Here is a 19,783-nt window from a genome sequence, read left to right on the forward strand (position 1 = left end):
CGACAAGCCACACCCCACTCGGGGGTTCTCCTCACTTCAAGCCGACACGCCTGCTACCAACCTCATGGCCAGGTACAACTAGCCGCCGAATCGCGGCTCGATTCGCGGCCGCCAGATGTCTTCGTAGCCGCGCCGAACCTTGGCACTCAGATCTAGCCGTGAGGCCAGCCATCGAGCACATCCCCGGCAACTGACTTCGTGACGATGGCCGCCTCGCCATTAAACGTCAAAGCGTGGGCTAAGATTGATTTCGCGGCGAGTGATAGCCATGGGCATTTTCCGTCAATAGTTCTGTGCAGTAGAGTATTTCACGGTGCACCGACCAGAATTTGAGTTCATACACGGGTGGATGCCAGCCCCGTCTCGACGTCGATGAGCGCCCACCGGCGATGACGTCCGCTGAGTCGAAGGTGGCGCGGTCCGGGGGCGTCGATAAGGAGTTCGCGCTTGGCCGCCCAGTCATGGAGCGTCGTTAGCGGCACGCCGGTGATCTCGCGAACCTGTTGTGCGGTAGGAATTTCCCTTCCCTCGTCAGCCAAGGTCATCGTGCGCTCCACTCCAGACCGCAGCCGCTAGGTGGCCCACTTAGACATCGTCAGCCCTGCGCGGTGCCCATGCCACAGGCGTCGGAAACATCTTCTGCCGCAGGTACATTTTAGGACGAAGACGTGCGTCAGTCGGCCGGTTTGGTCGTCGTGGTCGCTTCAGCCGCGCGCTTGATGCGTGCGAGTGTTTCCTCGATGCCGCGCTGCACCTGACGTCCGCGGGGAGCCAACATCTCCAGCGCTCGGTTTGTGAATGAGCACCAGAGAAATTCGAACCGCTCGCGGAGCAGGGTTCCCGAGCGGGACGTCTCCATCGTGTATTGCCAATTGGTCTCGCGGCGGCCGGTGCGGTCATCGATCGTAGTGAAGGCGAACTCGCGGCCCGGGTCGGCGACCTGCACGATGGCGGTTCGCTCCCAGCGGTACCTGCCGCGCCGGTTGTAACCGCGGAACCGCGCACCCGCCGAGGCGCTGGTCGCCGCGTCGAGCCATTCGCAGCGGTAGCACTCAGGACTCCATTCGCCCATCCGAGTCACATCGGCGACCAGTTGATAGACCAGGTCCGGCGGCGCAGCGATGTGAATGCTCGCGTCGCCGCGTTTAGGCGTCGGCATTAGCAGCGCCTCCAGACGGTGATGTCGCCGCTACTCACCGGTCGAGCTTTCGGGCCACGATGCGCTCGACAAGCCCCAGCTTGAATCGTTCTGCCCGCTCGATTTCGAACGGCAACTGCTTCAGGTTGTTCAGCGGTCGGCGCAGGAAGTGCTCGCTGGCCATGGGTACCGTGATCAGTTCGAGTGCGCGCTGGATGGCGCGTGCAATCCGCGAGGAGCTCTCGACGTGGTCGACAAGAATCAACTTGCCACCGGGGCGAAGGACGCGGGTCATTTCGCCAAGTGCGGTATCGATGTTGGGTATCGCGCAGAGCCCGAAGGTGCAGACGGCGGTGTCGAAAGTCGCGTCCGCGAACGGCAGTGCGTGCGCGTCGCCTTGGCGAAGCTCGACATCACGCGCCAACTCGGCGGCACGCGTTCTGGCGATAGCCAGCATCGGCTCGCTGAGATCGATGCCAGTCAGTTGAATGTCCGATGGGTAGGCGCCGAGATTCAGACCCGTACCGACAGCCACCTCGAGAACGTCGCCGCTGGCCTGCGAGCAGGCCCACTCGCGTGAGTCGTCGAACAGCATCCGTTCCATGAACTGCATCTCGCGGTCGTAGCCGCGGGATTTCTTGTCCCAGTACCGATGCCACCGTTCGGTGCGTTCTTGCGTGTGAACCATGTCGATCCCTTCCTTGTCGGCGCTAACGGGCGGCGACGACGATACGGGCACGCCACCGCGGGACGTAGGTGATATTGCGGACGTGACCGCGCTGGGGCTTGCTGTCGACCGGCCACCGCGGACCGGGTTGATACGGGGATCGCATGGGCTTCTCCCTCGACACGACGGGGTCGGCAAGCGCTTGTTCCATTCAAACGTTTGTTTATCACCATGATGGTTCTTGCAAGATCGGTCTGCTGATACCGGCAGCAAAGACAGGCTTCTTGGCGCCGGTCCCGGACAACCTCGCCGCGATCACCTCCGTGCTGACGGCCGTGTGCGACGGCCCGATGCTGCAGTGGATCGCCGACCCGGACGCTCGTCCAATGCCGCCGAGGCGCTCAACGCCCTCGGTGCGATCGGCGCCCTGGCGGCCATGCGCTAAGGGCTTCCCATCTGCTAATTCAAGAATTACATTGAATAGGTGATTAATGAGGCTCGGGCAAAACGCGACTTCAAGGACCGCCTCTACGGCGAGTTCGCCCGCATCGGCAAGGCCATCGCTAGCCCGCACCGGTTGGAGATCCTCGAGATCCTCGCGCAGGGCGAGCGCACTGTGGAGTCCATCGCGGCCGAGACCGGCCTCTCGGTGGCGAACACCTCACGGCACCTGCAGCAGCTACGGCAGGCGCAACTCGTGCTCGCCCGACGCGAAGGACTCTTCGTCCACTACCGGCTCAGCGGACCCGAGGTCGTCGGCCTCGTGCTGGCGTTGCGAAAAACCGCCGAGCAACACCTCGCCGAGGTCGACCGCGTCGTGGATGACTTTTTCGGTGATCGTGGTGGCTTCGAGCCCGTCACGCCTGATGAGCTGACGCGCCGCATGACCAACGGCGAAGTCGTTGTGCTCGATGTGCGGCCCGAACAGGAGTACGCGGCAGGGCACATCGCCGGTGCGCGGTCCATGCCCGTCGGGGACATCTCGAAGCGAATCGGCGAACTGCACCCCGACAAGGAGTACATCGCCTACTGCCGTGGACCCTATTGCGTGTATGCCGACGAAGCCGTGGCGATGCTGCGGGCCAAAGGACGTAGGGCGCAACGGCTTACCGACGGCTACCCGGAGTGGTGGCTAGCGGGGCGGCCGGTGCGCAGGACGAACAAGTAACCACCACACCGGGGAGGAATCATGAATCGCTATCTGACGATCGGCTATGGCGCCGTGTGCTACGTCGTGTTCCTGGCGGCCTTCCTCTACGCGATCGGCTTCGTGGGTAACTTCGTCGTACCGCGCAGCATCGATCACGGCGTCGAAGCGTCCATCGCGGAAGCGGTAGTCGTCAACGTGCTGCTGCTCGGACTGTTCGCAGCGCAGCACAGCGTGATGGCACGGCCCGCGTTCAAGAGGCGGTGGATCCGGCTGGTGCCAAGGACAATTGAGCGCAGCACCTATGTGTTGTTGTCAAGTCTTGCGCTTTTTCTGCTGTTCTGGCAGTGGCGCACCATGCCGGCGATCGTATGGGACGTGACATGGACGCCCGGCCAGATCGTGCTGTGGGTGCTGTTCGCCGCCGGCTGGTTGACCGTTCTGCTATCGACGTTCATGATCAGTCACTTCGATCTCTTCGGCCTGCGCCAGGTGTACCTGGCCTGGCGCGGAGCCCCCTACACCGATCTTGAATTCCGAACCTCACTGCTGTACCGAGTGGTGCGCCATCCGCTGATGCTGGGCTTCATCACCGCGTTTTGGGCGACACCCACGATGACGACCGGGCATCTGCTGTTCGCCGTTGCGACAACGGCGTACATCTTGATCGCAATTCAATTGGAGGAACACGATCTCAACGCGGCACTCGGCGACCGCTATCGCAGCTATCACGCCCGGGTGCCGATGCTCATCCCCGGCCTTCACCGCCACCGCTCCCTGCCCGACGTTACGGCGCGACCGGCATAGCGAGAGGCACGACCATGCCCGTGAATCCGACCGTCCGCAGTCGCCTTGAGGCTCAGGGCTTTTGCGGGCTTGACGAAGCCACGCTGGAACAGCTGGCGCCTTGGATGCGCTGGACATACACGCTTGGGACGCTGGTTGCGGTGATCGGTGTGGCGCTGATGTCACCCGCTGTGCTGTGGACACTCGCCGCCATCACCTCTGTAGGCATTCTTTGTCCGGTCCACCCGTTCGATCTTCTCTACAACTACGGAATGCGGCACCTGACCCATACGGGACGCTTCCCGCACTCTGGGCCCCAACGACGGTTCGTTTTCGTCTTCGCGACCGCATGGCTGATCGCGACTGGCTGGGCGTTCCACGTGGGGGCCAGCGTCGTAGGAATCTCCTTGGGTGTCGCTTTGATTTTCGTCGGTGCGCTGGCCAGCATCACCAACTTCTGCATCCCGTCGTTCATCTACAACACCGTCACCGGCCAGCGGCGCAGGGAGAGAGTCTGAAATGTCCGGTATTGACCTGGTGCCGCTGGTCGACGAGGGCCTCGGCAACTCCGCCTATCTCGTCGACCTCGGCGATGGACGCGCGCTCGTCGTCGATGTGAGTCGTGACCTGCGCGCCGTACACGAGGCCGCGGCCAAGCGTGGTTTGGCGATCGGCTTCGCCGCTGACACGCACCTGCACGCCGATTTCCTTTCCGGGGCACATCAACTCGGGGCCAGAGGACACGCTCAGGTGTTGGCATCAGCGGCCGGGCATCGCGAATTCACGCACACCGGTCTGCACGATTGCGACGAGGTTGACCTCGGTGGCCTGCGGCTGCGCGCACTGTTGACGCCTGGCCACACCCACGACCACCTGGCGTTCCTGTTGCTCGACGGCGACCAGGAGGTAGGTGTGTTCACCGGTGGCTCGCTGATCGTCGGTTCGGCGGCCCGTACCGATCTGGTGTCCGAGGACCGGACCGAAGAACTCGCCCGCGCGCAGTACGCGTCGTTGCACATGTTGGCGACACTGCCCGGACATGTCCAAGTCTGGCCCACGCACGGGGCGGGCTCGTTCTGCTCGGCCCCGCCGGGCGCTGAGCGCACCAGCACCATTGCGACCGAACTGGCCACCAATCCGTTGCTGCGGCTACCGGACGAAGACTCGTTCGTATCCCAGCTTCTCGGTTCGCTCGGCAGCTATCCGCCGTATTTCCGGCGGCTGCCCGAGATCAATCGCGTCGGACCACCGGTGCTGGAAGGCGATCCGATCCTGCGGGCGCTCAGCGTCGACGAGGTGCGAACACGGATAGACGACGGCGCTGTCCTCGTGGATGTCAGAACGGTGGACCGCTTCGCCGTTGCACATATCCGCGGTGCTATCTCCATACCGCTGCGGCCAGTGTTCGCCAGCTGGCTCGGCTGGCTCGTCCCCGTCGACCGACCGCTGATCATCGTGCGCGACAGCGACCAGGACCCGGTCGAGATTGCCTGGCAGGCCGCGAAAATCGGCTACGACAACGTCATCGGGGAACTGGACGGCGGCATGCATGCCTGGACGTCGGCGGGCGGCGAGGCGCTTGAAATCGGTCTTGTCCGACCGAAAGACATCGACGGACGCACGGTACTCGACATTCGGCAGCGTTCGGAGTACCTGAACGGGCATCTGCCAGGCGCGATCCATGTCGAACTCGGTGACGTTCCCGAACAAGCCGATGACCTCTCCGACGAAGCGACAGTGGTGATGTGCGGTCACGGTGAGCGGGCGATGGGTGCAGCGAGTCTGCTCGAGCGCGCGGGGCACCGCGACTTGGTCGTACTGGACGGCGGGCCCGGGGACTGGGCCGAGGTCACCGGCGGCAAGCTCGAGACGGGCGCATGAGCACGAGGCATGAGCCCCGACTTGGATTGCGCGCTAACATCGCCCAGTTTTCTCTATTGGTCGTTGTCAACGCGTTTGTGGGCGGAATGGTCGGCCAAGAACAGGCCGTGCTACCGCTGCTGGCTCAACACCAGTTCCACCTCAGCGGCTACACATTTCTGCTGACCTATGTGTTGGCGTTCGGCATCACCAAGGCCGCCACCAACTACTTCGCCGGCACCTGGTCAGATCGGTTCGGACGCAAGCCTGTATTGCTGGCGGGCTGGCTGATCGCGATTCCGGTTCCGCTGCTGCTGATTTGGGCGCCGTCCTGGGGATGGGTGATCTTCGCCAACGTCCTGCTGGGAATCAACCAGGGCCTGACGTGGTCGACAACGGTTGTGATGAAGATCGACCTCGTCGGCCCACGGCAACGCGGGCTGGCGATGGGTTTTAATGAAGCCGCCGGCTACGGTGCGGTCGCGCTGACCGCGGTGACTGCCGGCTACCTGGCCGCCCACTACGGACTACGCCCAGCGCCATTCCTGCTCGGCTTGTCCTACGCCTTAATCGGATTGGGCATTTCCGCTGTCTTCCTGCGCGAGACCCGTGGATACGCTCACCTGGAGGCCGAAAACCACCGCAGCACCGATACCGGCGGCTACGGCGCGTTGTCCAACCGAGAAATCTTCACCCGCACCACATTCACCGAGCCCGCGTTGTCGTCGGCGAGCCAAGCGGGGTTGGTCAACAATCTCAACTTCGGACTCTCATGGGGATTGTTCCCGATCCTGTTCGCGAGCACTGGCACGCCTATCGAGCGTATCGGCGTGCTCATCGCCACTTACCCCGCATTGTGGGGGGCGGGCCAGATCCTCACCGGCGCGCTGTCCGACAAATGGGGACGCAAACACCTCATCACCGCCGGAATGCTCACCCAGGCAGTTGCGCTCGGCTTGATCGCAATCGGCGACACCTTCGCCTGGTGGCTGTTGGCCAGCGCATTGCTCGGCGTGGGCACCGCTATGGTGTATCCCACGCTTCTGGCGGCGATCGGCGACGTGGCCCACCCGCTGTGGCGTGCGCGGGCGGTCGGCATCTACCGCCTGTGGCGCGACAGCGGATATGCCGCTGGCGCAATCGTCGGCGGTACCGCCGCCGACCTCTGGGGCCTGCGCGCTGCAGTCTGGGCGGCTGCTGCGATCACGGTTGTCTCCGGACTAATCGTCGCCGCCCGCATGTACGAGACCCACATGCGGGTCCAGCGCCGCCTCACATCATGAACAGCACCTGCGTCCCGCTCACAGCTCTGTAGCGACGGCGGACCCGCGTCAAAGGGGGAGAGATCATTACCGCGGTGAAAGCGGTTGGTCCTCGCGCAACGTGGCTGGTTCCGGGCTGGCTGAAACGGCTATCCGAGATCGGCGTCAAACCATCGGACTCGGAGGAGCTTCGCGTTCGTCGCGGGCGATCCTGGGGCCCGCAGACCGACCACATTGGCTAGACGTTAAGAGGCTGCCGGAGCTCGCTATGGAACTTATTCATGTGGGCGATATGGCGGTCGCGCAATTCAGCCGGAGATCGTCGGACGTACGCGCCGTCGCCGCTGCGGCGGTACCGGATTTCGAGGCCGGATCGGCCTTTCACTTCTGTATCTGTGGGGGCTCGAACAATCGCCAACGGCTCAGGGCCACTCCCAGCCCGTTGCCAGCGCAAACGGAATCTTGTCACTGGCTAAACCGCCTCACACGCGGAAGGTCACTGGTTCGATCCAGTCGGGACCACCACACCATCCTTGGCTCCAATTACTGCCCCACTTCAAGGGATTAGACGCGCCATGACTAGGTCATGCGCCAGCGGGAACACAGACGTCGGACAAAGGAGACGCAGATGCCCCGCAGCCAGGACCCCGGATCACGAGCGGTTGACACGGCGCGGCGTGCCGCCGAGCTACGCCAGCGGCCCGGTGAGGCGACGCAGCCCCTCAGCCCAGATGACGTCGAAGAGGCCGAACGCGCCGCGGATGAGGCCCGCATCGCCGCCGCCCATTCCGCTCGCTCGGCCGCGCGTAGTCTCGAAAAGACAGCAGAACTCCATGAACGCGTCGCGGAGGTGGAGATCCGCACCATCGATCAGGGCGCCAGTCGGGCTGACGTGCACGAGGAGTCCGTGGCCTTCCACCGTGAATCGGCGGACGAGGACCACAAACTCGCTGAGCGGAAACGCGAGGAGGCCGCTGCCGACGCCGAGCCCGGCCCCTGATCAGGCAGTGCCGCCCATCCGTCCCGACGTGGAGTCAGACGCGCTGCCCCGCGGCGAGTTCGGTGGTCCCTCGACACCAGGGTCTTTGTGCTCTGCTCATTGCGAAGGTGAGTCGCCATTGTGGAGCTATGAACGCACATTTCCCAGACGTCGAGACCATCCGGTCCGCCCTGTTGCTGGCCGCCCGGGCTCCGTCCGTGCACAACTCGCAGCCGTGGCGGTGGCGGGTGGGGGACCAGAGTCTGCATCTGTACGCCGATCCCGATCTGCAGCTGCGACACACCGACCCTGACCGTCGAGACCTGATGCTCAGTTGCGGGGCTGCGTTGAACCACTGCGTGGTCGCGTTCGCCGCTCTGGGGTGGCAGTCGAAGGTCCACCGGCTGCCGAATCCCGACGATCAGCATCATCTGGCCTCGATCGAGCTTTATCGCTACCCGGCCAACGAGATGGATGTGACTCTGGCCGCGGCCATTCCACGGCGCCGCACCGACAGACGTCACTACAGCGCGTGGCCTGTGCCCCAGGGCGACATCGCACTCATGGCGGCCAGGGCGGCGCGCGCGGGTGTGACCCTGCGTCGAGTCGACGGGCTCGAGCATCTCAAAGACCTTGTCTCTGAAGCCGCCGTCCGCCATGCCAACGATCAGGAGTATCTGGCTGAGTTGGCAACCTGGAGCGGCAGGTACGGCGCGACGGCAGGTGTTCCTGCGCGAAGCACTCCCGAACCTGCCTCGGCTGCGATGATTCCGGCGCGCGCTTTCGCCGGTCCCGCGTTGGCGCAGACCGCCGACGTGGATCCGGCGGAGGACAACGCGGTGGTCATCGCCTTGGGCACCGCCGAGGACGACGAGGTTTCGCGGTTGCGCGCAGGGGAAGCCACCAGCCTGGTGTTGCTGACCGCGACCGCACTGGGATTGGCGAGCTGCCCGATCACAGAACCGTTGGAGATCGAAGAAACTCGGGCGGCGGTGCGGGCCGACGTGTTCGGCGACGACGAGTATCCTCAGATGCTGCTGCGTATCGGCTGGGCCCCTGTCAACGCCGATCCGTTGCCGTCGACGCCGCGCCGTAATTTCGCTGAATTGGTTGTGCGACTTGACGGTTCTGCGTTCGGCTAGTGCGCCTCTGCGGCCAGATCGACCGTGATGTGTAACACCGAGCCGTCGAGACGCCGTGTGCACGGCCACCCCGCGTCTGCGAGCACGCGCAGCATCAAATGGTTCTCCCAGAGCACTTCTGCGACGAACTGACGAATTCCGCTGTCCCTGGCGATTCGGCCCAGTTGACGGAGCAGTGCCGTACCGACGCCACGAAGGTGTTGCGCATGGGCCACCACCACGGCCACTTCGGCTACATCCGGCTTCGGCGTGCAGACCACGTAATTGGCTACGCCCAGTAGGCGCCCGACTCCAAACGCGCCGAGGGAGTACTGGCCGGTCTTCGGTAGGGTCAACGACTTCGCCCAATCGGCGAGGTGCGCGGGGTGCATCGCAAAGAAGCGGAAGTAGCGCTCCTCGTCGGTCAACGTGTCGTACAGATTCACCACGTCTTCTGCATCGTCCGGCCGCACCCGCGCAGCGAAATCACCGAGCGGTCAAGGAGTTCTGCCGTCCACACGGCATCGACCCGTTGTGCGTCCATGAGCTCGAAGCCACACCCCTCGTCACCCGGCAGCCTGTTGCATCGAGACTATTGGGTTGGACGGCTGCAGAACCGGGGCCATTGGTCTCTGGTGTCGGCGCCGAAGGTCCACGACAGGAGGCGGTGACATCCGTCTACCGCGGGAGGGCCGTTGGGCCCTAAAACTGCATGCCTGTGTCGGTCCAAGATCGACATATCAGACAGCGCAACCGGCATCTGTGACTCGAGGAGACGTCATGGACACCTTCACAATCGGCACGCTGAGCCCGTGGTGGCTGCGCGCCCTCGTTCGGAGTAACCCGTTGGTGCGCCGCAGCGATCGCATCGAGGCGTTGGTGCTCGTACTCGCCGTCCTCCTCGCGGTCGTTGCGATACCGGTCGCAGGCGCCGTCGGTACTTCGATTCACGAGGAGCGCTCGCGACTGTATGCCGAGCAGGCGCAGACCAGGCATCAGGTGATCGCGAAAGCGGTCGGAGAGGGCCAGGTCGTTCCGAATCATCGAAGCGTCGCATTCGCAGCCGAGGGCACGTGGACTTGGGCCGGGATTGCGCACCAGGGTGTCGTGCCTTGGTCGGATAAGGCCAAAATCGGTGACCGGCAAAGTATTTGGATCGACGACCATGGCGATTACGTCGGCCCGCCGACATCGCCGAGCCGGGCTACCGGGGAAGCGGTCGCGGTTGCGTTTCTCATTCTGCTCGGCGTCGCTGAATTCGCCGCGGCCTCAGTGCATCTGATTCGGCGCCGGCTCGACGACAGGCGATCCGCGCAGTGGGACCGCGACATCAGGGCATTTCAGGATAACGACGGCCCGAGGAGGCACACATCATGACGCAGGAGATCCCGATGAACGCGACTCAGAACGGAATCGTCGTCGGTGTCGACGGTTCACCGGCCGCCCGCGTCGCGGTCGACTGGGCCGCCAGGGAAGCATCGGCACGCCAGGTTCCGCTGACGCTGATCCACGTCATTCCCTGGGCCTCCCTGGGCATGTGGCCCGAATTGCCGATGCCTGCGGATCTCGTGACGCAATTCAACGGCCAGGGGCGCGACATTCTCGGCACTGCCCGCCAAACGGCGATGGACGCAATCAAGAACTCACACCCGATCCAGATCAGTACGGAACTGATCACCGACGGTGTCGTGTCAACGCTCGTCGAGTGGTCGAAGGGGGCCGACTTGGTCGTCGTCGGATGCCGCGGGCTCGGTGCGCTCTCGCGCCGTCTGTTGGGGTCGGTGAGCTGGGGCCTCATCCATCACTCGCACTGCCCGGTCGCGGTGATCCACGACGAGGATCCCTTGATGCCAACGCCCGCAATGGCGCCCGTCGTGGTGGGAATCGACGGTTCACAGGCATCCGAGAAGGCCACCGAGATCGCATTCGAACAAGCTGCCCGCCGTGGGGTAGACCTGGTCGCGGTGCATGCCTGGAGTGACTTCGCGGTCAACGATTTCCCCGGCATCACATGGTCTGATCTGGAGAAGCAGGCCGAGGAGGCGTTGGCCGAGCGGCTTGCGGGCTGGCAGGAGCGTTGTCCCGATGTGACGGTTCGCCGCGTCGTCGTCATGGATCGGCCGGCACGCCAACTTCTCAAGCAGTCGGAGTCAGCGCAACTGACGGTCGTCGGCAGCCACGGCCGCGGGGGGTTCGCTGGAATGTTGCTGGGTTCGGTCAGCGCGGCGGTTGCCGAATCGGCCCGCATGCCGGTGATCGTCGCCCGTCCGTCGTGACGGTCACTACTCAGGCTGGCGGTGCGACGTTTCCAGCTTGGAAATGAACACGGCCGCCTGTGTTCGTCGCTCCATGCCGAGCTTCGCCAACAGCCGGGAAACATAGTTCTTGACCGTCTTCTCGGCGAGGAACATCCTGGCCGCGATCTGCTTGTTGGTCAGGCCCTCGCCGAGCAGGTCAAGCAGGACGCGTTCTTGTTCGCTGAGCCCCGACAACGGATCGGAATGTTCTGCGGCGCCACGGAGTTTGGCCATCAGCGCCGCGGCTGCTCTGTTGTCGAGCAGCGACCGGCCGGCACCGACCTCTTTGATGGCTCGGGCGAGTTCCATGCCCTTGATGTCTTTCACCACGTATCCGCTTGCGCCGGCCAAGATCGCGTCGAGCATGGCCTCGTCGGAGGTGAACGACGTCAACATCAGACAGCGCAGATTCGGCATCCGCGACAGCAGGTCTCTGCACAGCTCGATGCCGTTGCCGTCGGGCAATCTCACATCCAGCACCGCGACATCCGGCTGCAGCGCCAGGATACGGGCGAGCGCCTGACTGACCGAGCCGGCTTCGCCGACCACTTCGAGTTCGGGGTCCGCGCTCAGTAGATCGATGAGTCCGCGCCGGACCACCTCGTGATCGTCAACGAGAAACACTTTCACCACGCGAGGGCCTTCCCTAGACGCTGCCGATCCGGTGGATGTAGTGCTCACAATACGTGCTGCCTTTCGCAGATCAGCGCGGACCACCGAGCCTCGTTCAGTGCCGAGTGGCCTGGCGGACTCAATAGCGCGGAAACGCCGTGCGGGCGTTCACATGGTTCAGGCGCTATCGACGTTGCGTCTGTTTCGCAGAGAGGCGAAAGTCCCTCGTGCGCGGTCGTCAGTCCGTGGTGCGCACTTCGAATACCTCGTCGACAGATCGTCGCGGGGTCGGTGGTGGCACGCCTTCGATGGACGGGGCCCGGCCGATGCGGATCAAGACCTGTGGCGTGATGTCCTGCGTGCTGTGACCGATGAGTTCCGCGACGATGTCTCGGCTTGCCGGCACCTCCGTGATGTGGGTGAGTGTGCAGGTGGCCAGTCCGACCATGGCGGCGTCGAGCAGCACGGCAGAGAGCATTTCCCCACACTCGAGCACGTCGTGCGGCGTGTTGTCGTACGTCGACAACACTGCGACCTTGGCGTGGTCTTCGTCGACCTCCGGCCTCCGCTCCCGATGATGCGTCACGGGGAACGAACGGCCTACGTCGACGCGATCGCTTTCGGCCGCCGACACCAGCGAGCTGCGGGGGATACCTTCGGACAGCGCGAATCCCGCTGTCCACCATTCGAGTTCGGTGTGATACGACGAGTCATACAGGCGCAGCGACTCCGTGAGCTGCGACGCCTCCGCGAGTTCTGAACGACGGTCGTCGGGAATCACGTCGATTCGTACGTGTTCCGAGCGCACGGTGTCTCCAAGCGCCGGTTCGAAGGTGTCCCAGTCCGGCGGTGGCGCAAACGGAAGTCGATCGGTGCGCCGCAGCAGAATCGCGTTCGCGCGCTGACGGTGTCCGTCGGTGACGAATTCGAGTGGGCTGAACTCGATGGCCGCCACGTGCAAGAGGTTGTTGGGGTTGGGAAACCGTTCGACGTGGGCGGAGAAACCCGCGGCGGCCATGGCCACCCGAAGGTGGTCGAGGACGGCGCCACAGGCCATCAAAGTTTCTCGGCCCGAGGCGTCGGCGGCGCGGGGCACCCGGTATGGATCGGCGAAGAGATGGAGGGCGGTTCCCTCGAGTACCCACCGCCACGGCTGGCTGTTGTGAAGCGACGGTGCGCGGCACGCCAGCCGGACGGCTTTTTTGATGATCTCGGTGTCAACCATCGTGGCAGGCATCAGGACCTCCGCTTTCTGTTTTGCCCTCACTCTCGGTCCTCGGCGATTGGCAAACCAGGGCCAATGGTCCCGAGGACGAGGTCTTCGGACCCTTGGTAGGGATCATCCCGGTTGGCAGGCTTGGCCACATGCCGGCGACAGTGAGCGCCTCGAATCAGGCCGTCGCCGCAGCGGGCGGTATGGACGCCCAGGTGCGCGAGACCCACACCGGGCTTGTGTTTCTCGTCGGTGACAAGGTCTACAAAGCCAAGAAGGCCGTAGTGACCGACTTCCTCGACTTCAGCACGTCCGCCGCCCGCGAACACGCGTGTGCGAAGGAAGTGGGTTCCAGCAGAACAGATCTCGGAAGTGGCCCGGTTGGCCACCCAGTTCATTTCGGGACGTGTATCGCTGTACGAGCAACGAATCGCCGACCGCCGCGTCGTCGACGGGCACGCGGATCTGTTGGCAGACGACGTTTTCTGCATGGCCGACGGGCCGGCCCTACTCGACTGCCTGGAGTTCGACGATCGCCTGCGTTACGTCGACGGCCTCGACGACGTGGCTTTCCTGGCGATGGACTTGGAGTCCTTGGGGCGAAAAGAGCTCGGTGACTACTTCCTCGACGAATACGCTCGGCGCGCGGACGACCGTGCGCCCGGCACACTGCGAAATTTCTACATTGCCTACCGGGCTGTGGTTCGGGCGAAGGTGGACTGTATTCGGGTGGCACAGGGAAATCCGGACGCACGTAACGATGCGCGCAGACACATGGATATCGCGGTAAACCGGTTGAAGGCAGGGACGGTACGCTCATCCTCATCGGCGGCGGGCCAGGCACCGGAAAGACGACCTTGTCTCATGGATTAGCAGAAGCCATTGAGGCCGAAGTGCTTTCGACTGACGATGTTCGGCGCGAACTGCAGCGGTCCGGCGTCATCAGCGGGCAACCCGGCAGCCTCGACGACGGTTTGTACACACCCGAGAATGTCGCGATTGTGTATGACGAAGTGTCGCGGCGAGCACGGCAGTTGCTTGCCAACGGAAGATCGACGATTCTCGACGGTACTTGGCGTGACTCCCGTCAACGTGACCGGGCGCGTGAACTAGCCCGGGCAATGGCGGCGCCGATATCAGAATTCACGTGTTCGGTGCCGACGTCGGTGGCTTCCGAAAGGATCGAGAACCGGCCACCCTCCGCCTCGGACGCGACGCCGCAGATCGCCGTCGCGCTGGCGGATCGCAACAACGAACCGCTCGACGGATACCGGGTAGACACCGGTCGACCGCTTTTCGAATCCGTCGCGGACGTACGACGACATATCTGAATAAGGAGATCAATGGGTGGTGCGAATTCTCGTGGCGCATCGATGCGTTCAGTTCCTTGCCCCTGGCGCGGACGAGGACACCATCAGGGCCAGCTGTGACAAGGCAATTTTGACTGTGTCGGTGCCGGTGACCCAGGCGGCAACCGCCGAAAAGCACGTCCCTGTCGAAGCGGCTGAGTAAACCTCCAGACGACAGCCTTGCGACGGACGCCAGGCATGGTTGACACTCCCTACGGCCGACGGGGTGGAACCCGGTACAGAGCAGCTCCCGCAACAATTCCGGCGCCTGCGGCGACCAGCAGAACCCGGCTGCCCGGCCGGGCTCGGTCGACGACGTGGCCGGCCGCGACTGCGAACCAGTGGCCGATCGCGTCGGATTCCGAACCGCAGCACGGTGTGGCCGTCGATGAGACCGACTGTCGCGTTGCAGGTTTCGCCAACGTCGAGGTCGCTCACCCAATGCACACGCGCAATTCGTAGTCGTCGTCGGTCCAACCGCAGAGCACAGCCGGCCCCGACGGCGAGAAGGGAAACTTTTCGCTCATTGCGCGGCCAGGATCGGCATCGCTGATCACGATGAGGGCGCAATCAACGGCGTGCGATTTGAGAAATCCGTCGACAATCTTTAGGGCCGTGAGCATTCCGCAAATCCCGTTGGAAATATCAAATGAGAACGTGCCATGCGTGGCTGAGTGCGGATCCTCCGGATTGGCTCCGATGTCCTTCTGGCTCAACGCCGCAAGGGCAGGCTTTCCAAGGTTGCGGTCGCGATAGACGCCGGCGTTGATGAGCAAGTCAATGTCGTGAGGCTGTTTGCCCGCGTCACTGAGGCAGGCGCGGGCCGCCTTGACCGCGATGCGAAGGGGGCTGTGATGATCGTGCCAGCCGCCGTGGCCAGGCTGTCATCGCCACCGTCGCGCCGGGTCGGATATGTTCGGCTTCGAGTTCTTCGACAAGAGCGACGGTATGCGTTGTCGACCCCGTGTTGCCGTATCGGCCAACGGTTATCACCGCGTCGTGGCGTGGTGTGTCGCCGAAGGCGGCCGCCATCTTCGCCATGTCCTTGCGGATCTCCCTTGCCGAAGGCTGACGGGTGATCACGTGGTCGATGTCGTGTATCGAAATGCCCACCACATAAGGGTCTTCGTCACCGACCGAGACGCGTCGCTCCCGAATCCCCGTCAGTCGTTCGAGGTCGATATGCGTGTGGTGGCGTGTCGTTGGCATCAACTCCGCGGTGCTCAGATGCGTGGGTTTTACAGCTATTCGTGGTTCGAGCGGGTTGCCGGCGCGGATATCCGAAATGCGAACGCCGTACACCTCAATTGGCAGGACTTGCGCCGTGGTGACTCGGTCTGGCTGGCACGGCGGTACGGTGACGCTGCTCGTCTGGTGGTGGCGGTCAAACCGAACTCATATCTGCTTCGGACATCGCCCGACGATTTCGACCGCGTGCAAGACGGAGCGCCGGCGCCGTCGGGCATGCGGCTTTTGATCTGCCGCACTTCGTGATGGAGCAGAAGATGACGCGTGGCGTTCGAGACCGCGCCGAACAATTGCGCCGCGATCGCGTCAACGGGTTCACGCGGTATCGGCATCGTGGCTGCCGCGAATCCGTCGAACTCGTCAAATAATCGCCGGAAAACTTCGCCTCTCGCCTTGCCCGATGCAACGATGGAAATGTGACCGACCCCGAGTCGGGCGTTGAAACCAGCATGCGCCCGCTTCGCGACACGCTGTCTCAGCTGCGGCTTCGCGAGCTGCTGAGCGAGGTGCAGGACCGTGTCGAACAGATCGTTGAAGGGCGCGACCGCCTCGACGGCCTGCTGGAAGCCATGTTGGTGGTCACGTCGGGTCTCGAACTGGACCAAACCCTTCGCACCATCGTGCACACCGCTATCGAATTGGTCGACGCGCAATATGGAGCGCTCGGCGTCCGAGGGCGCGACCATGAATTGATCGAGTTCATCTACGAGGGCATCGACGAGGAGATGCGCGAGAAGATCGGGCATCTGCCTGAGGGCCGCGGAGTTCTCGGCGTCCTCATCGACGATCCGAAGCCCATCCGGTTGGACAACATCGCTCACCACGCGGCATCGGTGGGGTTTCCGCCCAACCATCCCCCCATGCGCACCTTTCTCGGCGTACCCGTACGTATCCGCGACGAGGTCTTCGGCAACCTGTACCTCACGGAGAAGGCGAACGGTCAGCCGTTCAGCGAGGACGACGAGGTCCTGGTTCAGGCACTCGCGGCGGCAGCGGGCATCGCCATCGACAACGCACGGCTCTATCAGAAATCCAAGACGCGCCAGTCCTGGATTGAAGCCACCCGCGACATCGGGACGGAACTGCTCTCCGGCACCGATCCGGCCAGGGTGTTTCGCCTGGTCGCCGACGAAGTGCGAACGCTCAGCGGTGCCGAAGTGACGCTGGTGGCCGTTCCGGCAGATCCTGACGTGCCGGCAACCGAGGTCGACGAACTGCAGGTCACCGCGACATCCGGCGACGGTCCGGCGACGGATCTGGTGTCGATCCCGGTCGAGGGAACATCGGTTGGCGCGGCGTTCGTCGAGCGCGCCCCCGGCCGGTTCGACCGCTTCGACCTCGTTGCCGGTGAACCTGCGTCGACGGGCCCCGCGCTGGTGTTGCCGCTACGGGCGACGGACGCCGTTGCGGGCGTTCTCGTCGCGGTTCGCGGCGCAGGGGCGCAACCGTTCAGCGACGAAGAACTCGACATGATGGCGGCGTTCGCGGACCAGGCCGCCCTGGCGTGGCAACTGGCGAGCGCGCAGCGGCAAATGCGTGAACTCGGCATCCTGACCGATCGCGACCGCATCGCGCGAGACCTGCACGATCACGTCATCCAGCGCCTCTTCGCCGTCGGGCTCTCCCTGCAAGGGACGATCCCTCGAGCGCGGATACCCGAAGTGCAACAACGGCTTTCCGCCTGTGTTGACGATCTGCAGGAAGTGATACAGGAAATCCGGACCGCGATATTCGACCTGCACGGCGCATCGTCGGGGACGACTCGACTACGTCAGCGTCTTGACGAAGCGGTGGCCCAGTTCGCCAGCCCGGACGTCCGGACCACGACGCAATTCGTCGGCCCGCTGTCGGTGGTCGACGCCACCCTGGCCGACCACGCCGAAGCGGTCGTCCGGGAGGCGGTCAGCAACGCGATCAGGCACGGCAAGGCCACCACGCTGTCGGTGAGTGTCACGGTCGCAGATGACCTGATCATCGAAGTCGTGGACAACGGCGGGGGAATATCGGGCGAGATCACCGGCAGCGGCCTGACCAACCTGCAGAAGCGTGCCCAGGACGTCGGCGGCACTTTTGCCATCGAAAGTGCCGCTGACCGCGGAACCACCCTGCGGTGGTCGGCGCCACTGCAGTAGGTCGAACGAACCGCGCGTCGACGACCAAAGGCCCTAATGAGGCCGTGAGCGCTCTGGATAACGTGCGATCGTGCTCGATGACCGACCGGACAATGACGCACGCGTGCACCTCGCGATGCAGGAAGGGCGTCTTCGGAAAGCGACCGTGCGACAAGTGGATCGGCGCGTCGACAGTTGGATCCGCCGTTATCCGGACGTACCCGTCGAAGTTGTCGCCGCAGGCACCGGTCGACAGTATCGGCAGTCCGACGGCGACGGCGCAGACGTTCAACTAGCGGTGGTCGGTGCGGCCGACGCCGGCGCGGCCGCCACGCTGACGATGCCGAATTGCCACCCCATCTTGGGATATCCGGATTGTTCGGTGTTGTTGGTCCGTACCTAGCGACGCCTGCGCCACAGGACCAACGCGACGATTGCGGCACCGGCCACGACTGCGATGATCGGCGCACCGACTTTCGGCTGGGTCGCCACCCGGCCCACGTGGTGCGTCGTGTCGACGACGCGCTGTTTGGTCTCGGCGGCCTTGTCCTTGGCGCGCTGTTTCACGTCTAGCTTCTCCGACAGTGCGCCGACGGTGTCGCCCAACTCTTTTCGAGTGCGTTCGATGTCGGCCTGAATGTCTTCGACGCCGGCGTCGGGGCCGGGCTCCTGCGGTAACGGGTCAGGCTGTGCCATGGCGCGCATCCTTGATCTCTTGTATATCTGCCTTAACCGTCTCGACGGTTCGCGGCGCCGCCGGGGTGACCTCCTTGGCTTGGCTGCGTCCGGCGAACGCGGCAATGCCCGCGGCGAGGATCAACACCGCGCCGACGATCAGCGCGGCAGCCCACACCGGTAACACCAGCGACAGCGCGGCGACCGCGGCGGCGATGACGGTGGCCGCACCGAAGAACGCGAGCAGGCCCGCCACGCTGAACAGTCCCGCGCCGATGCCGGCGTGTTTGGCGGATTGCTGGAATTCCTTCTCCGCAAGCCGCATCTCGTCGCGGATCAGCCGCGACACCTGTGACGACAGCTGGCCCATCAATTCACCGATCGTGGGCTCCGCGGTCTGCTTCGACTCGACACTCATCACATACCAACCCCTGTCCTAGTTCGTGTCCTCCCTTCTCAGTGATGCCCATCAACGCTGCGCCGAAAACCCGATGACGGGTCGGCTTCGACGTGGCATCAGTTGGATAACTGCGAATCCGCGGTGGTGAAGCAGCGCTTGGCTTTTCAAGATCGTTGCACGTCAACGGGTTTTGCGGGATTCCGAAGCCGTACGTCACCATTTGGACACAGTGTGGTGCGCCGGGGCGCGCCGCCGACGTTGGCTGCTGATAATTAACGTCGTCGTTCAACACGACTTCTGTACGGCACGCGGCTTTGCCGCACCACCTGAAAGCCGAATGGCTGAGCGCGAATGAAGGGTTCGATGTCGATGACGATCTTTGATCGAGTCACCGTCACAGTAGTTGCTGCTGGCGCTGTATTGTGCAGTGCCGCGATGGCGTTGAGCCCGCAAGTGGCAGCCGCCCCGTTGGTCACCGGCGGCGAGGATTACGCATGCTTGCAGTCATCGGCGGGCGCGGCTCCCGCTGCCGCTGCGGCACCGGCAGCCGCCGCATGCGCTCCCAGCGCGCCACTGTCCGAAATGGCTGGTGTTCCGATGGCCCTGCCGGGGCCGGTTCCCGTCGTGGCGCCGGTACCTGCTGGTGCTCCGGTTCCCGTCGGCGCTCCGGTGCCGGTCGGCGCTCCGGTGCCAGTGGGTGCCCCGGTACCGGTGGGCGGGCTGCCGGTGGGCGCGCCGATCCCTGCGGCTGCGCCGCTGGCCGGCGGTGCGCCTCTGGTCGAGATGGCCGGCACAGGCAAGGGTGCTCCGACCGGTCCGCCGCCACCTGGTGCGCCCGTGGACGGTCAACCGATCACCCCAGGCCCGACAGGCTGACCGCGCACACATCCTGAACCGGGTTCGGCCCGGCGGCGAGTA

At 64.2% G+C, this 19,783-nt stretch carries 26 protein-coding genes, 1 tRNA gene and 2 pseudogenes; 17 read left to right on the forward strand and 12 right to left on the reverse strand.

Translation table 11 applies throughout. The features are described from left to right. Window positions 1-335: 335 nt before the first annotated feature. The 4 genes from A5724_RS33280 to A5724_RS34960 form a co-directional block, all read right to left on the reverse strand. Window positions 336-545, reverse strand: coding sequence for a helix-turn-helix domain-containing protein (locus tag A5724_RS33280; protein ID WP_082965227.1), 210 nt, complete (start codon window positions 543-545; stop codon window positions 336-338). A gap of 128 nt (window positions 546-673) precedes the next feature. Then, complete coding sequence (locus A5724_RS22970; RefSeq protein WP_067807726.1) at window positions 674-1,159, reverse strand: SRPBCC family protein; 486 nt, start codon at window positions 1,157-1,159, stop codon at window positions 674-676. Between the two features lie 34 nt (window positions 1,160-1,193). Continuing rightward, window positions 1,194-1,826, reverse strand: coding sequence for a class I SAM-dependent methyltransferase (locus A5724_RS22975; RefSeq protein ID WP_067807729.1), 633 nt, complete (start codon window positions 1,824-1,826; stop codon window positions 1,194-1,196). A gap of 22 nt (window positions 1,827-1,848) precedes the next feature. Beyond that, window positions 1,849-1,971 carry a hypothetical protein gene (locus tag A5724_RS34960; RefSeq protein ID WP_255397292.1) on the reverse strand — a complete coding sequence of 41 codons (123 nt, stop codon included), beginning with the start codon at window positions 1,969-1,971 and terminating at the stop codon, window positions 1,849-1,851. Between the two features lie 318 nt (window positions 1,972-2,289). Between A5724_RS34960 and A5724_RS22980 the strand changes: the two genes are divergently transcribed. The 8 genes from A5724_RS22980 (at window position 2,290) to A5724_RS23015 (ending at window position 8,981) form a co-directional block, all read left to right on the forward strand. Continuing rightward, window positions 2,290-2,973 (forward strand): metalloregulator ArsR/SmtB family transcription factor, encoded by a 684-nt coding sequence (locus tag A5724_RS22980; protein ID WP_082965222.1) that lies wholly within the window; start codon window positions 2,290-2,292, stop codon window positions 2,971-2,973. A 21-nt stretch (window positions 2,974-2,994) separates the two neighbouring features. Continuing rightward, entirely contained in the window at window positions 2,995-3,759 is a 765-nt protein-coding gene (gene mddA / locus A5724_RS22985) for a methanethiol S-methyltransferase (protein WP_067807731.1), read from the forward strand. Between the two features lie 20 nt (window positions 3,760-3,779). Continuing rightward, window positions 3,780-4,256, forward strand: coding sequence for a DUF4395 family protein (locus A5724_RS22990; protein WP_197518760.1), 477 nt, complete (start codon window positions 3,780-3,782; stop codon window positions 4,254-4,256). Window position 4,257: 1 nt separating this feature from the next. Beyond that, on the forward strand, window positions 4,258-5,619 hold the full coding sequence (locus A5724_RS22995; protein ID WP_067807745.1) for a rhodanese-like domain-containing protein: 1,362 nt from the start codon (window positions 4,258-4,260) through the stop codon (window positions 5,617-5,619). Beyond that, window positions 5,616-6,881, forward strand: a complete 1,266-nt coding sequence (locus A5724_RS23000) for an MFS transporter (RefSeq protein WP_067807748.1) — start codon at window positions 5,616-5,618, stop codon at window positions 6,879-6,881. Before A5724_RS22995 ends, A5724_RS23000 begins: the two co-directional genes overlap by 4 nt. Before the next feature lie 443 nt (window positions 6,882-7,324). Beyond that, window positions 7,325-7,385: transfer RNA gene (locus A5724_RS23005), tRNA-OTHER, on the forward strand. Window positions 7,386-7,488: 103 nt separating this feature from the next. Then, on the forward strand, window positions 7,489-7,860 hold the full coding sequence (locus A5724_RS23010) for a hypothetical protein (protein ID WP_232004942.1): 372 nt from the start codon (window positions 7,489-7,491) through the stop codon (window positions 7,858-7,860). 128 nt (window positions 7,861-7,988) lie between these two features. Beyond that, window positions 7,989-8,981: a nitroreductase family protein gene (locus A5724_RS23015; RefSeq protein WP_067807751.1), complete on the forward strand. Its 993-nt coding sequence runs from the start codon at window positions 7,989-7,991 to the stop codon at window positions 8,979-8,981. Here the strand turns inward: A5724_RS23015 and A5724_RS23020 are convergent. After that, window positions 8,978-9,433, reverse strand: coding sequence for a GNAT family N-acetyltransferase (locus tag A5724_RS23020; RefSeq protein ID WP_067807753.1), 456 nt, complete (start codon window positions 9,431-9,433; stop codon window positions 8,978-8,980). The genes A5724_RS23015 and A5724_RS23020 overlap by 4 nt on opposite strands. 307 nt (window positions 9,434-9,740) lie before the next feature. Between A5724_RS23020 and A5724_RS23025 the strand changes: the two genes are divergently transcribed. Together A5724_RS23025 and A5724_RS23030 are read left to right on the forward strand one after the other, a co-directional pair. Next, complete coding sequence (locus A5724_RS23025; protein ID WP_067807756.1) at window positions 9,741-10,337, forward strand: hypothetical protein; 597 nt, start codon at window positions 9,741-9,743, stop codon at window positions 10,335-10,337. A gap of 8 nt (window positions 10,338-10,345) precedes the next feature. After that, the gene (locus tag A5724_RS23030; RefSeq protein WP_304528354.1) at window positions 10,346-11,236 is read left to right on the forward strand and encodes a universal stress protein; all 891 of its coding nucleotides are present in this window, start codon (window positions 10,346-10,348) and stop codon (window positions 11,234-11,236) included. Between the two features lie 6 nt (window positions 11,237-11,242). Here A5724_RS23030 and A5724_RS23035 read toward each other — a convergent pair whose 3' ends face one another. The 3 genes from A5724_RS23035 to A5724_RS35195 form a co-directional block, all read right to left on the reverse strand. Further along, a complete protein-coding gene (locus tag A5724_RS23035; RefSeq protein ID WP_067807759.1) occupies window positions 11,243-11,890 on the reverse strand; it encodes a response regulator transcription factor in 648 nt (215 codons plus the stop codon). Window positions 11,891-12,107: 217 nt separating this feature from the next. Then, entirely contained in the window at window positions 12,108-13,106 is a 999-nt protein-coding gene (locus A5724_RS23040) for an NAD(P)H nitroreductase (protein WP_067807861.1), read from the reverse strand. A gap of 26 nt (window positions 13,107-13,132) precedes the next feature. Then, window positions 13,133-13,480, reverse strand: a complete 348-nt coding sequence (locus A5724_RS35195) for a hypothetical protein (RefSeq protein WP_369830658.1) — start codon at window positions 13,478-13,480, stop codon at window positions 13,133-13,135. Here A5724_RS35195 and A5724_RS35200 point away from each other — a divergent pair. Genes A5724_RS35200 through A5724_RS33885 form a run of 3 tightly spaced genes read left to right on the forward strand, consistent with a single transcriptional unit; the run spans window position 13,464 to window position 14,594 of the window. After that, the gene (locus tag A5724_RS35200; protein WP_369830659.1) at window positions 13,464-13,955 is read left to right on the forward strand and encodes a hypothetical protein; all 492 of its coding nucleotides are present in this window, start codon (window positions 13,464-13,466) and stop codon (window positions 13,953-13,955) included. The two genes, A5724_RS35195 and A5724_RS35200, sit on opposite strands and share 17 nt — an antisense overlap. Further along, a complete protein-coding gene (locus tag A5724_RS35205) occupies window positions 13,940-14,413 on the forward strand; it encodes an AAA family ATPase (protein ID WP_369830660.1) in 474 nt (157 codons plus the stop codon). The genes A5724_RS35200 and A5724_RS35205 overlap by 16 nt, the downstream gene beginning before the upstream one ends. Window positions 14,414-14,444: 31 nt before the next feature. After that, complete coding sequence (locus A5724_RS33885; protein WP_232004945.1) at window positions 14,445-14,594, forward strand: Hsp20 family protein; 150 nt, start codon at window positions 14,445-14,447, stop codon at window positions 14,592-14,594. 49 nt (window positions 14,595-14,643) lie between these two features. On the opposite strand, the pseudogene A5724_RS34255 reads toward A5724_RS33885, so the two are convergent. Continuing rightward, window positions 14,644-15,303 (reverse strand): annotated as a pseudogene (locus A5724_RS34255) (3-oxoacyl-ACP synthase); the annotation flags it as partial. Further along, window positions 15,236-15,541 (reverse strand): annotated as a pseudogene (locus tag A5724_RS33290) (3-oxoacyl-[acyl-carrier-protein] synthase III C-terminal domain-containing protein); the annotation flags it as partial. The pseudogenes A5724_RS34255 and A5724_RS33290, both read right to left, overlap by 68 nt. A 402-nt stretch (window positions 15,542-15,943) precedes the next feature. Here A5724_RS33290 and A5724_RS33890 point away from each other — a divergent pair. The 3 genes from A5724_RS33890 (at window position 15,944) to A5724_RS23065 (ending at window position 18,193) form a co-directional block, all read left to right on the forward strand. Further along, entirely contained in the window at window positions 15,944-16,099 is a 156-nt protein-coding gene (locus tag A5724_RS33890) for a hypothetical protein (RefSeq protein WP_156752418.1), read from the forward strand. Between the two features lie 29 nt (window positions 16,100-16,128). Continuing rightward, window positions 16,129-17,811: a GAF domain-containing sensor histidine kinase gene (locus A5724_RS23060; protein WP_067807865.1), complete on the forward strand. Its 1,683-nt coding sequence runs from the start codon at window positions 16,129-16,131 to the stop codon at window positions 17,809-17,811. Window positions 17,812-17,881: 70 nt separating this feature from the next. After that, entirely contained in the window at window positions 17,882-18,193 is a 312-nt protein-coding gene (locus tag A5724_RS23065; protein WP_067807778.1) for a hypothetical protein, read from the forward strand. Here the strand turns inward: A5724_RS23065 and A5724_RS23070 are convergent. Both A5724_RS23070 and A5724_RS23075 read right to left on the reverse strand, forming a co-directional pair. Then, window positions 18,190-18,486, reverse strand: coding sequence for a DUF3618 domain-containing protein (locus A5724_RS23070; protein WP_067807868.1), 297 nt, complete (start codon window positions 18,484-18,486; stop codon window positions 18,190-18,192). The two genes, A5724_RS23065 and A5724_RS23070, sit on opposite strands and share 4 nt — an antisense overlap. Continuing rightward, window positions 18,473-18,883: a phage holin family protein gene (locus A5724_RS23075; RefSeq protein WP_197518761.1), complete on the reverse strand. Its 411-nt coding sequence runs from the start codon at window positions 18,881-18,883 to the stop codon at window positions 18,473-18,475. The genes A5724_RS23070 and A5724_RS23075 overlap by 14 nt, the downstream gene beginning before the upstream one ends. A gap of 351 nt (window positions 18,884-19,234) precedes the next feature. Between A5724_RS23075 and A5724_RS23080 the strand changes: the two genes are divergently transcribed. Continuing rightward, complete coding sequence (locus tag A5724_RS23080; protein WP_067807871.1) at window positions 19,235-19,741, forward strand: hypothetical protein; 507 nt, start codon at window positions 19,235-19,237, stop codon at window positions 19,739-19,741. The last annotated feature ends 42 nt before the right edge of the window (window positions 19,742-19,783 follow it).

Source organism: Mycobacterium sp. ACS1612 (assembly GCF_001667505.1).
GTDB lineage: Bacteria > Actinomycetota > Actinomycetes > Mycobacteriales > Mycobacteriaceae > Mycobacterium.